General features: G+C 71.3%; 15 protein-coding genes. All 15 read left to right on the top strand.

The genetic code is table 11. From position 1 onward, the window contains the following. Positions 1–154: 154 nt before the first annotated feature. On the top strand, positions 155–565 hold the full coding sequence (locus Q6348_RS11365; protein ID WP_304601403.1) for a prepilin-type N-terminal cleavage/methylation domain-containing protein: 411 nt from the start codon (positions 155–157) through the stop codon (positions 563–565). A 103-nt stretch (positions 566–668) separates the two neighbouring features. Continuing rightward, positions 669–2,294, top strand: a complete 1,626-nt coding sequence (locus tag Q6348_RS11360) for a prepilin-type N-terminal cleavage/methylation domain-containing protein (RefSeq protein ID WP_304601402.1) — start codon at positions 669–671, stop codon at positions 2,292–2,294. Further along, entirely contained in the window at positions 2,294–2,869 is a 576-nt protein-coding gene (locus tag Q6348_RS11355; protein WP_304601401.1) for a PulJ/GspJ family protein, read from the top strand. The genes Q6348_RS11360 and Q6348_RS11355 overlap by 1 nt, the downstream gene beginning before the upstream one ends. A 5-nt stretch (positions 2,870–2,874) precedes the next feature. Further along, on the top strand, positions 2,875–4,356 hold the full coding sequence (locus Q6348_RS11350) for a hypothetical protein (RefSeq protein ID WP_304601400.1): 1,482 nt from the start codon (positions 2,875–2,877) through the stop codon (positions 4,354–4,356). Beyond that, positions 4,349–5,143, top strand: coding sequence for a prepilin peptidase (locus tag Q6348_RS11345; RefSeq protein WP_350339665.1), 795 nt, complete (start codon positions 4,349–4,351; stop codon positions 5,141–5,143). The genes Q6348_RS11350 and Q6348_RS11345 overlap by 8 nt, the downstream gene beginning before the upstream one ends. 40 nt (positions 5,144–5,183) lie before the next feature. Then, a complete protein-coding gene (pilM, locus tag Q6348_RS11340; RefSeq protein WP_304601399.1) occupies positions 5,184–6,260 on the top strand; it encodes a type IV pilus assembly protein PilM in 1,077 nt (358 codons plus the stop codon). Next, the gene (locus Q6348_RS11335; RefSeq protein WP_304601398.1) at positions 6,257–6,952 is read left to right on the top strand and encodes a fimbrial assembly protein; all 696 of its coding nucleotides are present in this window, start codon (positions 6,257–6,259) and stop codon (positions 6,950–6,952) included. Before pilM ends, Q6348_RS11335 begins: the two co-directional genes overlap by 4 nt. Then, the gene (locus Q6348_RS11330; protein ID WP_304601397.1) at positions 6,952–7,785 is read left to right on the top strand and encodes an MreC domain-containing protein; all 834 of its coding nucleotides are present in this window, start codon (positions 6,952–6,954) and stop codon (positions 7,783–7,785) included. The genes Q6348_RS11335 and Q6348_RS11330 overlap by 1 nt, the downstream gene beginning before the upstream one ends. Positions 7,786–7,914: 129 nt before the next feature. Then, the gene (gene aroC / locus Q6348_RS11325) at positions 7,915–9,108 is read left to right on the top strand and encodes a chorismate synthase (protein ID WP_304601396.1); all 1,194 of its coding nucleotides are present in this window, start codon (positions 7,915–7,917) and stop codon (positions 9,106–9,108) included. A gap of 65 nt (positions 9,109–9,173) precedes the next feature. Beyond that, positions 9,174–9,719, top strand: coding sequence for a shikimate kinase (locus tag Q6348_RS11320; protein ID WP_304601395.1), 546 nt, complete (start codon positions 9,174–9,176; stop codon positions 9,717–9,719). Beyond that, positions 9,716–10,831 carry a 3-dehydroquinate synthase gene (gene aroB, locus Q6348_RS11315; RefSeq protein ID WP_304601394.1) on the top strand — a complete coding sequence of 372 codons (1,116 nt, stop codon included), beginning with the start codon at positions 9,716–9,718 and terminating at the stop codon, positions 10,829–10,831. Before Q6348_RS11320 ends, aroB begins: the two co-directional genes overlap by 4 nt. A gap of 82 nt (positions 10,832–10,913) precedes the next feature. After that, positions 10,914–11,513, top strand: coding sequence for a sigma factor-like helix-turn-helix DNA-binding protein (locus Q6348_RS11310; RefSeq protein WP_304601393.1), 600 nt, complete (start codon positions 10,914–10,916; stop codon positions 11,511–11,513). Further along, positions 11,510–11,944 (top strand): hypothetical protein, encoded by a 435-nt coding sequence (locus Q6348_RS11305; RefSeq protein ID WP_304601392.1) that lies wholly within the window; start codon positions 11,510–11,512, stop codon positions 11,942–11,944. Before Q6348_RS11310 ends, Q6348_RS11305 begins: the two co-directional genes overlap by 4 nt. Before the next feature lie 90 nt (positions 11,945–12,034). Then, positions 12,035–12,598, top strand: a complete 564-nt coding sequence (efp, locus tag Q6348_RS11300) for an elongation factor P (protein WP_304601391.1) — start codon at positions 12,035–12,037, stop codon at positions 12,596–12,598. 1 nt (position 12,599) lies between these two features. Further along, on the top strand, positions 12,600–13,010 hold the full coding sequence (gene nusB / locus Q6348_RS11295; protein WP_304601390.1) for a transcription antitermination factor NusB: 411 nt from the start codon (positions 12,600–12,602) through the stop codon (positions 13,008–13,010).

Raw genomic sequence — 13,010 nt, 5'->3', positions numbered from 1 at the left:
CACCGAACGGCGAATGCGCCGACCGGGTGAACCTGGCCGACAAACCGCCAGGCATCGCTCAAGTCGGCCGCGACGAGCCCCGATGCATCACCCGTAGCACCCAGCATGACCCCCGGTCACCGGGGACCTGACATCGACATCGAAGGGCAGCGCCATGATCGCTCGTATCCGGAAGTCCGTCGCGGAGAAGGACAAGGGCTTCACCCTCATCGAGCTCCTCGTCGTCATCATCATCATCGGCATCCTGGCCGCGATCGCCATCCCGGTCTTCCTCAACCAGCGGAAGAAGGGCTGGGATGCCCAGGCCAAGTCCGACCTGAAGAACATGGCCACGGCCGAGGAGACCTGGCTCACCGACAACAACGCGTACACGAACAACGTCGCAGATCTTCAGAGCGTGGGCTTCAACGAGTCGGCCGACAACAGCGGTTGGGCGGCCACGGCCCTGGGAACCACCGGCGCCGACGGCTACTGCATGTCGGTGACCTCCAAGTCCACCACGGTGTGGTACTACGACTCGACGGCGGGCGTGCCGACGACCACCAAGCCGACTACCTGCCCGTGATCTGAGCTTGATGCGCCTCTGCGGGGAGGGCGGGGGCTCCCGCCCTCCCCGCAGAGCGCCGCTTCCCTGAACGCCCCGGATGACTCCGAAAGGGAGTATGAGGATGGCGCCGCAGCGGACCGCCCGCCCGGACGACGGTTTCGGCCTGATCGAGATGGTCGTCGCCCTCCTGATCGCCGGTGTCGTCTTCGGTGCCCTCGCGACAACCCTCGTGGCCGGGCTGCGCACCTCCTTGTACGGCCGGCAGAACCAGCAGGCGACCGACGCCATGACGGCGGAGCTGGAACGCCTGCGAGCTGTGGACTTCGGTTCACTGACGATGGATTCCACGGACCTGGCGGGGGACCCGCGGATCCTCAACTGCAGCGGCACCCCGTGCCTCATGGTCGACGGGACGCCGGAGACGCTCGTGCTCGGCACCGGCGGTGCCGTGACCCCGCACATCAAGACCGTGGACGACGGCACGGCGGCCGGCGTGGCCAACCAGACGGTCAACGGGACCACCTTCACCGTGTCGAGCTACATCACCGCCTCGGACCAGCCGGTCGACCAGGCTGTCCGCGCCACGGTGTTCGTCAACTGGACCACCGGCAGTACGCCCCATGAGCGGTCGATCTCGAGCATGATCGCCTTCACGCAGCGAGGGCTGCCACTGCCGCGCTTCAAGCTCGAGATGCCCGTGACGAGCATGGCCGTGAACCCCGGCGGCACGCTCACCTACGAGGTCACGCTGCTCAACCAGGGCGCACCCGACCGGTGGGACATCACCCTGTCCGGGTGGTCCACCGGCTGGTCACTGGTCGCCGACACCGACGGTGACGGGACCCTGTCTGCGGGTGACACGCCGTTGGCGGACACCACGATGAACGGTCAGCCGGACACGGGTCGTGTCGACCCCAGCACCACCTTCCGCTTCTTCCTGACCCGCACCACGACCACCGGCGCCGCACTCGGGACGTTCGACACGACGGTCACCGCGACCTCGGTCGGCCAGCCGTCCGCGACGGGCGCGTCCGCATCGGTGACGGCAACGTCGACGATCACCACGGGCGTGATCGGTCCGACCCCAGGTCCCACACCCACCCCGTCGACGTCGCCGCCCACCACGGAGACCACGTGCGCAGCGCCGTCGGTCGGCAGCGTCACCGGGGTCGGGAACGGGAACTACTCGGTCCGCGAGTACGCGCTCCACAACGACGGCGTGGGGCCGTCGACGACCCAGGCGCAGATGTACTTCAACTCGACCGGGCCCGACGAGCCTTACCTCCCGGAGTACTCCACCGACGTGGCACCCACCACGACGGGGCGGGTCATCCAGGCCTCCGGTGCGCTGCCCGACGCGGCAGGGACGCTCGCGCTGACCGATCCGCACCAGTACGCGGACTGGCAGATGACGGCGGAGTCGAACACCCGCCTCGACGGCACGGGTGTCCTGCGTCTGTGGATCGCCGCGGATGGCGGGACGGCCCCCACCCAGGCCGAGGTGGTGCTGTACTCGGCGTCGACCGCAAGCGGGTCCCGGAGCGTTCTCGCCGACACGTCGATCTCCCTTCCCACCGGCTGCAGCGGGTTCCAGGAGGTCTACGTGACATTGCCGGACGTCCCCCAGCCGCAGATCGCGAGGAATGGTGTCTTCGGCGTCCGCATCGCGGTCGCCGGCGGGAACGGTCGCCTCGGGTATGACGTCCCCGGCCAGATGCCGGCTGCGTTCCAGATCGGGGTGAAGTGATGAAGCCCGCCAGGCGGGAGGACAGCGGACTCACCCTCATCGAGCTGCTCATCACGATGGTGCTCATGGGTGTCGTCTCGACGCTGGTCGTGGGTGCGGTGTCGCAGGCCGGTCGAGTCCTGATCCGCACCGACGACGAGGCCACGGGCCTTGCCGATGCCAAGGTCGTCATGGACCGGCTGGGCCGGGACATCCGCGAGGCTCGATCCGCGGTGTGCGACGGGGCGGCCTGGGACCCGACGTGCACGTCGCACCTGCAGGTGTGGATCGACGCCAACTCCGACTACGTCGAGGAGCCGACGGAGATCATCACCTGGCAGCTCGTCCAGGACGCCGACCTCCAGCACTACGACGTCGTCAGGATCGTCGGGTCCGGTGCCGGTGGGACGCCGCAGACCACGCACATCCAGGCGTCCTCCCTGATCGTGGACGCCATCTTCTCCTACGACGGGGGCGCGGCGTCCGCTGCCACCGCCCACGAGATCGACATCTCGTTGACCTATGACTCGAAGCTGGACCTGGGGTCCAGGGAACGCACCGCCGTGTTCAGCGCACGGCTGCGGAACAAGGGGTGACCACGGTGATGAGATGGCGCCGACGAGTGGCCGACGACGCGGGCGTCGGTCTCATCCTGGTGATCGGGGTCTCGGTCTTCGTGTTCGCGATCGCGGCGACCGCGGTGGCGATCGCCGTCAATGCGATGGCGCAGAGCCACCAGCGCCAGACGTTCGAGACGTCGCTCGCCGTGGCCGAGGCGGGCGTCGACCGGACGCTCTCCGAGGTCCAGGGCGCGTACTCGGCGACGAACTCGGACTATCCGGTCCCCGCCGCGACGTCCACGTGGTGCCCGGGCGCCGAGATCGGCTTCCCCACGTCGGGTGACGGAGCCGGAGGTGTCTTCTCGACAGAGGACGCGGAGCGCACCTGGGCCAGGTCCCAGCTCGAGGCCATGGTGTCCGCCGGGACGTGCGTGCAGTCCGGCGACGGTGGGCAGTACGTGGTGCTGAAGCCGCCGTCGGCGCACGTCAAGTACGGCAAGGTCTATGCGCTCTCCGCGATCCCGTCCTTCGCCGACGCGACGAAGACCCGACTCATCAAGTCCGAGTACGTCTTCATGCCCTACAAGCCGTTGCACGCGATCCTCACGGCCGGCGACCTGCTGCTCGACTCGAGCACGACCGTCACCGGCGCCGCCGGGGCCTTCGACGACCAGGCCAGCGTCCACTCCAACGGCACGATCTCGACCAACGGCAACCCGACCGTGACAGGCCCCGTGACCTCGACCGACCCCTCGAGCGCGTCGTCGAACAACTTCACGTACAACGTCACGAACTGGGGCAGCAGCAGCGTCGAGACCAAGGGCGCGGAGGCGATCCCTTCCGTCGACGCCGGCCTGTTCTACCTGCGGGCCAGCACGGACGACCCCAACGCGATCGTCGACTGGTACGACCTGTGCACGGACGGGACCGTCCGCCCGTACTCCTCCGCGGGGCCCTGCACGGCACCCACGACGATCGGCACGGCGTCGGGCAGCACCCAGGTACGCGGTTGGAAGTGGGACGGCGCGCACACGTGGATAGCCACGGGCAACACGCTCAGCGGGACGTACTTCGCCTATCACGCCAACGTCGACGTGGGCACCGGGAACGGGGTCATCCCCCGGTTCACGGTCGTCGCGTCGGCGGAAGACCCCACGAGCTGCTCCAACAAGGAGTACGGCAACATCAACTGGGACCACTACGATCTCGGCCAGCCTGCGTACCACAACCTGTGGATGATGGCCGACGGCGATCTCGTGACGCACTCCAACTGGCAGGCGGGCAGCATGGGGCCGCCGGTCGTGAGCGGCATGTTCGTCGCGGGTGACGACATCCAGCTCGAGACATCGAGCGCCGGTGCGGTGGGTTCGGTCATCTCCGCCAACCAGTGCTCGTCACCGGACCCCGGACCTATCCACTCGTCCGAGGTCAAGAACCCGTCGGTGTACTTCGACCCGAACTCGGACGCGCCCTTCTCGAGCATCATCACGACGTCGCTGTGGCTCGACTACTCGGGTGGGTGACGTGACGCCGGTCCTCGTCCTGGCGGGTGTCCTCGGCCTTCTCGTCGGCTCCTTCCTCAACGTCGTGATCTGGCGCGTGCCGCGGGGCGAGTCCGTCGTGAGCCCGCCGAGCGCGTGCCCGGCGTGCGAGCACCGGATCCGCCCGTGGGACAACGTCCCGGTGGTGTCGTGGCTGGCGTTGCGCGGCCGGTGCCGGGACTGCGGCGCGGCGATCAGCGCGCGGTACGTCCTGGTCGAGTCCGCGACCGGGGTGCTCTTCGTGCTCACCGTGGTCCGGTTCGGCGTCGCCTGGGAGACGCTCGCCTTCGGGTATCTCGCAGCGGTGGGCCTCGCGTTGGCGCTCATCGACCTCGACGTCCATCGCCTCCCCGATGCGCTCGTGCTGCCGTCCTACCCGGTGGTCGGCGTCGTGCTGGTGATCGCCAGCCTGGCGCCCGGCGGGACGACAGGGCCCGGGGCGTTGCTGCGCGGGCTCGTGGGTGCGGTGGGCCTCTTCACGCTGTACTTCGCCCTCATGGTGCTGCGTCCCGGGGGGATGGGTTTCGGGGACGTGAAGCTCGCCGGCGTCCTGGGCGGGGCGCTCGCCTGGCTCGGCTGGGGCAGCTGGGTGGTCGGTGCGTTCGCCGCGTTCCTGCTGGGCGGGATCTTCTCGCTCGGGCTCCTCGTGTCGCGCCGCGCGGGACGCCGTAGCGCGATCCCGTTCGGACCATGGATGGTCCTCGGCGCGGCCGTCGGAGCCGCGTGGGGCGAGGCACTCTGGGGCGCCTACCTCGGAGTGCTGGCGTAACGCGCTTCGCCCTCAAGGTTGTCTCAGGCCGGGCCGATAGATGACGTGGACACCGCGCGAAAGGGGACGGCCAGTGGCCAAGGCTGGTGTGATCGGTTTGGACATCGGAGCCACCTGCGTGCGCGCTGCCGAGGTGAGCAAGTCATCCGCGAACGGGTCCGCGACGCTGACGCGATACGCGGAGGTCCCGCTCCCCTTGGGGACGGTGCGGGACGGCGAGGTCGAGGACGCCGCGACCGTGAGCGCGGCCATCCGCCAGCTCTGGTCCGTCGGGAAGTTCGCCACCCGCGACGTGAACATCGGCGTCGGGAACCAGCGCGTGATCGTCCGGGAGCTGGACCTCCCGTGGCTGCCCCTCGCGCAGCTCAAGCAGTCGCTTCCCTTCCAGGTGGGCGAGCTCCTCCCCATGCCGGCGGACGAGGCCCTCCTCGACTTCCTGCCGACGGCCGAGGTGGACGGCCCGCAGGGCCGGATGCTGCACGGCATGCTCGTCGCGGCCACGCGCGACACCGTGCGCGCGAACATCCTCGCCGTCGAGTCGGCAGGTCTGCGCCCCCAGATGGTGGACCTCAGCTCGTTCGCCCTGCTCCGGGCCTTGATCGGGGGCGAGGCGGCCACGAAGACCGTCGCGGTGGTGGAGATCGGTGCGCAGATCACGCAGGTCGTGGTCGTGGCGTCCGGGGCTCCGCGGTTCGTCCGCATCCTGCCGTTCGGGGGCAACCACACCACCGAGGCCGTGGCCCGGGAGCTGAGCGTCAGCTTCCAGGAGGCCGAGGACCTCAAGCGGAAGGTCGGACTCGGCATGGAGGTGCCCGGCGAGCTCCAGGCGGTCGGTAACGCCGTTCTGGAGACGGCCCGGCCGCTCGTGGAGTCCATCCGGAACACCTTCGTGTACTACGCGAGCAACAACCCTGGCGCGGCCGTGGACCTTGTCGTCCTGGCCGGCGGAGGGGCCATGCTGCCCGGTCTCGGCCAGTACCTCGCCAGTGCCAGCCGTATCCCGGTGTCGGTCGGGGACGCGCTGAGCACGGTGCGGCGCGGCAAGCATCTTGTCATCGGCGACCACGGCCGCGTCGCCGCGGTACCGGTCGGTCTGGCGAAGGCGGTGGCGGCGTGACGGAGACCGAGGTCAAGCGACGTCCGGCCAAGCGGTCGCGGCGGGAACCGAGCGTCGTGCCAGCCATCCCGCAGGTGAACCTGCTGCCGCCGGAGGTCGTGGCGGCCCGTGGGCTCAGGATCGTCCGACGGTGGCTCGGCGTGCTCGTCGTGATCGCCGTCGTCCTCGCCGCCGGCGTCGTCGCGCTGGCGTGGGAGTCCCAGCGCGCAGCCCAGGCCGATCTCACGACAGCTCAGGCCGACACGACCCGTCTGCAGGCGGAGCGACAGAAGTACATCGAGGTCCCGCTCGTGCGCGGCGAGATCGATCGCGTGGCGGCGGCGCGGACGTTCGGCATGTCGACGGAGATCGAGCTCGCGAAGTACCTGGCCGCCATCTCCGCCACGGCACCCGCGGGTATCGCGATCCAGAGTGTGCAGGTTGCGGTCGAACCTCCGACGACGGAGCCCGGCACCCCGACCGACCCGCTGGCCGGCCCGTCCGTCGGCTCGCTGACCTTCGAGGCCGACTCCCTCACGGTCCCGGACACCGCAGACTGGATCGACGCCCTCAACGCGCTGCCCGGGCTGTCGGACGCCTGGTTCACCGCGGCAGAGGTCACCGAGGCCAACGGGACCGTCTACTACACGGTCTCCGCGACGGTGAACCTGACGTCCGATGCGTATGCGCAGCGTTTCGAGGAGGGGAACTGATGCGGTCGACACGCGCCGGCGGCTGGGTCGCCGGAACGATCTTCCTCGTCATCGCGATCTTCGCGGGGACCTGGTTCCTGGCGGCGCAGCCGCGCTTCGACGATGCGACGCAGACCCGCGACCAGGCGGCGTCCATCCGCGTCCAGAACGCCAAGCTCAAGGCTCAGGTCGCCGAGCTCAAGGCCGACTTCGCGAAGCTGGACGACTACCGGGCAGAGCTCGCGACGCTGCGCACCCAGATCCCCGCGACGGCTGAGCTCAGTGCCTACACGCGCGCCGTCCAGGCACTGGCGGACAAGGCAGGCGTCACTCTGACGGCTCTCGACCCGGCCACGGCCCAGACCGTCACGCCCCCGGCTCCGCCGGCGCCCGCGACGCCGACCCCGGACCCGAGCGCGTCCGGCGATGCCGGCACGACGACCGCCGACCAGCCCGGGTCGTCCGGCGCCACGGCGACGCCCGCCGACGGCACCCAGTCAAAGCCGCTCGACGGTATGGCGGCGGTGCCGATGTCGATCACCGTGGTCGGGACGTACGCCAACGCGACCGCCTTCCTCCAGGGCCTCCAGACCGGCACCGACAGGCTGTTCCTGCCCGTCTCGGTCGACGGTTCCCGGCAGCCGCAGGCCGTGGCCTCCGGGGGGCGCCCGGCGACGGCGGACGGCGACCTCGAGCTGACGGTCGACGGTTGGGCCTACGTGCTGCCGCCGAGCCAGGACTACCTCACCTACGAGCAGTCTCAAGGTGACGCCACCCCGGCGCCTGATACGACGGGTACCCCGACACTTCCGGGGAGCGCTCGCAACCCGTTCGTGCCGCTCCCGGGAACCTAGGGGCTCACCCGGGCACCCACGTCCTGGTCCGCAGCACGGACGGCGGGCGGGGATGCCGTCCCGCCCGTGGAAGGATGACGCAGCACGCGCGATGCGCGCACCGCCGAGGTCGCACCCAGGGAGGGCACTGTGCTGCGCTGGTTGACGTCCGGGGAGTCGCACGGCCCTGCGCTCGTGGGGATCGTCGAGGGGCTTCCCGCCGGCGTCTCGCTCGTCACCGACGACCTGCGCGCTGCGCTGGCGCGGCGCAGGCTGGGGTACGGACGCGGCGCACGGATGGCGTTCGAGGCGGACGAGGTCCGCGTGCTGGCCGGGCTGCGGCACGGTGTCACGCAGGGCGGCCCGCTCGCGGTGGAGATCGCCAACTCCGAGTGGCCCAAGTGGGTCGACGTCATGGCGGCCGACCCGGTGGACGACCCGGCCAAGCTCCAGCGCGCGCGCAACGCGCCCCTGACCCGCCCCCGCCCCGGGCATGCGGACCTGGTAGGTATGCGCAAGTACGGGTTCACCGACGCCCGGCCGGTGCTGGAGCGGGCGTCGGCGCGCGAGACCGCCACCCGGGTCGCCCTCGGGACGGTCGCCGCAGCCTTCCTCGAGCAGGCCGTGGGCGTGCGCCTCGTGTCCCACACCGTGGCGATCGGGACGGTGGGCGTCCCCGAGGACGCCCTTCCGCCGACGCCCGACCACGTCACGGCCCTGGACGAGGATCCCGTCCGGTGCTTCGACGCGGCGACGTCGGCCGCGATGGTGGCGGAGATCGACGCCACGCAGAAGGCCGGGGACACCCTGGGCGGTGTCGTGGAGGTGCTCGCGTACCACGTGCCGTCCGGCCTGGGCACCTACACGCACTGGGACCGACGCCTGGACGCCCGGCTCGCGGCGGCCCTCATGGGTATCCAGGCGATCAAGGGCGTCGAGGTGGGCGACGGCTTCCGCACCGCGACGCGGCGCGGCTCTGCCGCGCACGACGAGATCGAGCGCGACCCGGCGACCGGGGGGATCCGCCGCCGCACGAATCGGGCCGGCGGCCTCGAGGGTGGGATGTCCAACGGTGAGGTGATCCGCGTGCGGGCGGCGATGAAGCCGATCTCGACCGTGCCGCGGGCCCTGGACACCACGGACGTGGCGACCGGGGAGGCGGCCCAGGCGATCCACCAGCGTTCCGACGTGTGCGCGGTACCGGCCGCAGGCGTCGTCGCGGAGGCCATGGTCGCGCTGGTGCTCGCGGACGCGGTGCTCGAGAAGTTCGGTGGCGACAGCGTGGCCGAGGTCGCCCGCAACCACGCCGCCTACCTCGAGTCCATCCCACCGTTGCAGCGCTGAGGCGCCCGGGCCGCGTGGCGGGCGGGCGGAGCCGCCGGTCCGGCAGGCCGGGTAGCGTTCCGCTCGTGACCTCATCAGACCCGCGTCCGAGCGTCGTGCTGGTGGGCCCGCCGGGATCGGGGGTGCCGGCCGTCGCCGCGGCGGTCGCGACCCGGCTCCAGCTCCCCCTGGTCGACACGGACGTGGAGGTGGAACGCGCCACCGGCCGACCGGTCGGCGACGTCATCGTCTCGGACGGCGAGGAGGCGTTCCGCGCGCTCGAGCGCCGGGCGGTGACCGAGGCGCTCCACACGGCCGGTGTGGTCGCACTCGGCGGAGGCGCCGTCGTCGACGCGAGCACGCGTGGGGCCCTCGAGGAGTTCCGAGCCGCCGGGGGAGTGGTGGTGTTCTGCGACGTCACCCTTGCGCACGCCGTGCCGCGCCTCGGCTTCAACCAGCCGCGCCCGGTGCTGCCGGGCAACCCACGGGCGATCTGGCAGGCCCTGATGGAGCAGCGCCGACCGCACTACCTCGAGGTCGCCTCGGTGCGGGTGGACACCGACGGGCGAGGGCCGGACGACGTGGCGTCGGACGTGGTCACCGCGATCCGGGAGCAGGAGGAGACGGCGTGAACGAGCCCGTGCGCATCGAGGTGGGCGGCGACAGGCCCTACGAGGTGGTGGTCGGCGAGCACCTGCTCGGCGAGCTGGCCGGGATGCTGACGGGAGCGCAGCGGGTGCTGATCGTGCACCCGGGGGCGCTGACCGCGTCCGCGGAGCAGGTCCGCGCGGATCTCGAGGAGCACGGCTTCGAGGTCGCGACTGCCGAGGTACCCGAGGCCGAGGAGGCCAAGACCGCCCAGGTGGCGGCGTTCTGCTGGGGTGTCCTCGGTCAGGCGGGCTTCACCCGCAGCGACGCGGTCGTGGGTCTGGGCGGCGGGGCGACCACCGACCTCGCCGGGTTCGTCGCCGCGACGTGGCTGCGCGGCGTGCGGGTGGTGCACGTGCCCACCACGCTGCTCGCCATGGTCGACGCGGCGGTCGGAGGCAAGACCGGGATCAACACGGCGGAGGGCAAGAACCTGGTGGGCGCCTTCCACCCGCCGGGGGGAGTGCTGTGCGACCTCGTCGCCCTGGAGAGCCTGCCGGTGCACGACAGGGTCGCAGGTCTGGCGGAGGTGGTGAAGGCGGGCTTCATCGCCGACCCGGAGATCCTCACCCTGGTCGAGGCCCACGCAGACGCGCTGCGGGCCCCCGAGCTCACCGCCGACGTCCGGCCCGTGCTGCGGGAGCTCGTCGAGCGTGCGGTGCGCGTCAAGGCCGACGTCGTCTCGCGGGACCTGCGCGAGTCCGGCCTGCGCGAGGTGCTCAACTACGGGCACACCTTCGGCCACGCGATCGAGCAGGTCGAGCGGTTCCGGTGGCGGCACGGTGCGGCCGTCGCGGTGGGGATGGTGTTCGCCGCGGAGCTCGCGCGCCTCGCCGGCCGGCTCGACGAGGCGACGGTCGCTCGGCACCGGTCGGTGCTGGCAGCGCTCGGACTGCCGACCACGTACGCCGCCGACCAGTGGGACCGCCTGCTCACGGCGATGCGACGGGACAAGAAGACCCGGGGGGACCTGCTGCGCTTCGTCGTCCTGGACGGGGTGGCACGTCCTTCCCGCCTGGAGGGCCCGGATCCCACGCTGCTCGCAGCTGCCTATGCGGAGATCGCGGCGGACCGAGGCTCGGCCCGAGCCTTGTAGCGCAAAAAACAAGGCGCCAGGCTTGTCATACAACAAGCCCAGCGGGTTGTGCCGCGTCCAACCAGGCTCTAGGCTTGTGTCCATGTTCGTGCTGACCATCGACCAGCGAGGCAGTCGGCGCAGCACGGACAAGGTGCCGTCGCTCATCCAGGCGCTGGACGGCGACCCGGCGCTGGTGCGGGGACCGGAGCGAACGGTCGGGGACGAGGTCCAGGCGGTGATCGAGGATCCGGACGCCGTGGTGCGGGTCGTCCTGGGGGTCCTGCGCAGCGGGCAGTGGAGCGTCGGGGTCGGTGCCGGCCCGGTGGACGAGCCGATGCCCGCCGAGGCCCGGGCCGGCTCGGGCGCGGCTTTCGTGCACGCCCGGCACGCGGTCGAGCGGGCGAAGAGCAGGCAGAGGCCCGCGCCCGTGGCCGTCGACGGCGTGCGGCCCGATCGTGCAGCGGAGGCGGAGGCCGTCCTCACCCTGCTCGCTTCGGTGGCGTCCCGCCGGACCGGCGGTGGCTGGGACGCGATCGACGCCTGGCTCGCGCGGGGCGACGGGGTGACCCAGGAGGAGATCGCCGCCGACCTGGGGGTGAGCCAGCAGGCCGTGAGCCAGCGCCTCGCCGCCGCGCTGTGGGACGAGGAGCGGGCCGCCCGCCCCGTCGTCGCCCGGCTGCTCGCCGAGGCCGAGTCGTGACCGGGCTCCCGGCCGCGCTCGTCGCCCTGGCCACGCTCGTGGTCAGCGTCCTCGCCGGTTGGTTCGTGGTCGCCGGGATCCTCGCACTCGCCGCGCGGTCCCAGGACTCCGGCGGTTCGACGCGCGGCGGTCCCGGCGAGCAGAGCGCGGGCGGGGACCCGGACGTCGACGCACCGGCGGCGCAGCGGCCGGGTCAGGGCGTCCTGCGGGGCGGGACCTGGATCGGGCTCCTGGAACGGCTCGCGGTCACCGGCACGGTGCTGCTCGGGCACCCGGAAGGGGTGGCCGTCGTGGTGGCGGTCAAGGGTCTGGGGCGCTATCCGGAGATCGCGCGGAACCCGGAGGTGTCCGAGAGGTTCGTGATCGGGTCCCTGGCCTCGCTCGTATGGGCCGCGGCCCTGGGGGCGGCCGGCCGAGCGTTGCTCGGCTGAGCGGAGCCCGTCGGCCACGGTCCCCGCTACACTGGTCGCCGCCTCGCGTGGCGTGCGCGGCGGGCGACCCCCACGACAGAGAGACATCCTGTGGCGACGACGAACGACCTGAAGAACGGCCTCGTGCTCAACCTGGACGGCCAGCTGTGGACCGTCGTGGAGTTCCAGCACGTCAAGCCCGGCAAGGGCGGCGCGTTCGTGCGCACCAAGCTCAAGAACGTGCTGTCCGGCAAGGTCGTCGACAAGACGTTCAACGCCGGCGTCAAGGTCGACACCGCCAACGTCGACAAGCGCGACATGCAGTACCTGTACAAGGACGGCGCCGACTTCGTCTTCATGGACACCTCCAGCTACGAGCAGCTCATGGTCTCCGAGGACGTGGTGGGAGACGCCGCGCGCTTCCTGCTGGAGAACCAGAACGCGATCGTCGCGACCCACGACGGCAACCCGCTGTACGTCGAGCTCCCCGCATCTGTGGTGCTCGAGATCACCTACACCGAGCCCGGTCTGCAGGGGGATCGCTCGAGCGCGGGCAACAAGCCCGCCACGCTCGAGACCGGGGCCGAGATCCAGGTCCCGCTGTTCCTGGAGACCGGCACCAAGGTCAAGGTCGACACGCGGGACGGGTCGTACCTGGGCCGCGTGAACGACTGAGGTGGCCGCACGCAGCAAGGCCCGCAAACGGGCCCTTGACGTGCTCTTCGAGGCCGATCAGCGGGGGCAGGACCCGCTCGCCGTGCTCACCGCTCGTCTCGCGGAACCGGGCACCGAGGCGGCGCTGCCGCAGTACGCCGTCGAGCTCGTGGAGGGCGTCGTCGCACGGCGCGCCGAGATCGACGAGCTCCTGACGACGTACTCGCGCGGCTGGGTCCTCGAGCGCATGCCGGCGGTGGACCGTGCCGCGCTGCGTCTGGGGGCGTGGGAGCTGCTCTTCAACGACGACGTCCCTGACGCGGTCGCCGTGGACGAGGCGGTCGAGCTGGTGCGTGCGCTCTCCACGGACGACTCGCCGGCGTTCGTCAACGGGGTGCTGGGGCGCCTGCTGGAGCTCAAGCCCACCCTGTGA

The sequence above is a fragment of the Actinotalea lenta genome (genome assembly GCF_030586465.1).
Taxonomy (GTDB): domain Bacteria; phylum Actinomycetota; class Actinomycetes; order Actinomycetales; family Cellulomonadaceae; genus Actinotalea; species Actinotalea lenta.
The sequence above is the reverse complement of the archived record's forward strand: the minus strand, read 5'-3'. Positions and strand labels throughout refer to the sequence as shown.